Consider the following 405-nt stretch of genomic DNA (forward strand, 5'->3'; position numbering starts at 1 on the left):
TATCCGCCAGTTGGAAGGGCGCGCGAGCGCCCTGGAAGCACGCAACCTCTTCCTTGAAGAGCAGTTCCGGCTGGCGCAGCTCAAGCGCTTTGCGCCATCGAGCGAGAAGCTGGGCGCGCAGGGTTGCCTGTTCAATGAAGCCGAGCAGGACGCCGTTGCGTTCCCTGATGAAGAAATTGATGAGGACGCCGTCGCGCCAGCATCGGCGCCTAAAAAACGGGGGCGCCGTGCCTTGCCCGCCCATCTGCCGCGCAAGCGTGTCGAGCACGATTTGCCCGAGGCAGAGAAGGTCTGCGCTTGCTGCCAAGGCGCGCTGCATCGCATGGGCGAGGAAACCAGCGAGCAGCTCGACATCATCCCCGCCACGGTCCAGGTGCTGCAGCACGTGCGCTTTAAGTATGCCTG

The 405-nt window shown here is 63.7% G+C and carries 1 protein-coding gene; it reads left to right on the forward strand.

The genetic code is table 11. The annotated features are described in order from the left end of the window. Nucleotide 1: 1 nt before the first annotated feature. Nucleotides 2-405: IS66 family transposase zinc-finger binding domain-containing protein (locus tag F2P44_RS34600; RefSeq protein WP_370662798.1), on the forward strand; the 404-nt coding region annotated here is incomplete at its 3' end.

Source organism: Massilia frigida (assembly GCF_011682175.1).
Lineage (GTDB): Bacteria > Pseudomonadota > Gammaproteobacteria > Burkholderiales > Burkholderiaceae_D > Telluria_A > Telluria_A frigida.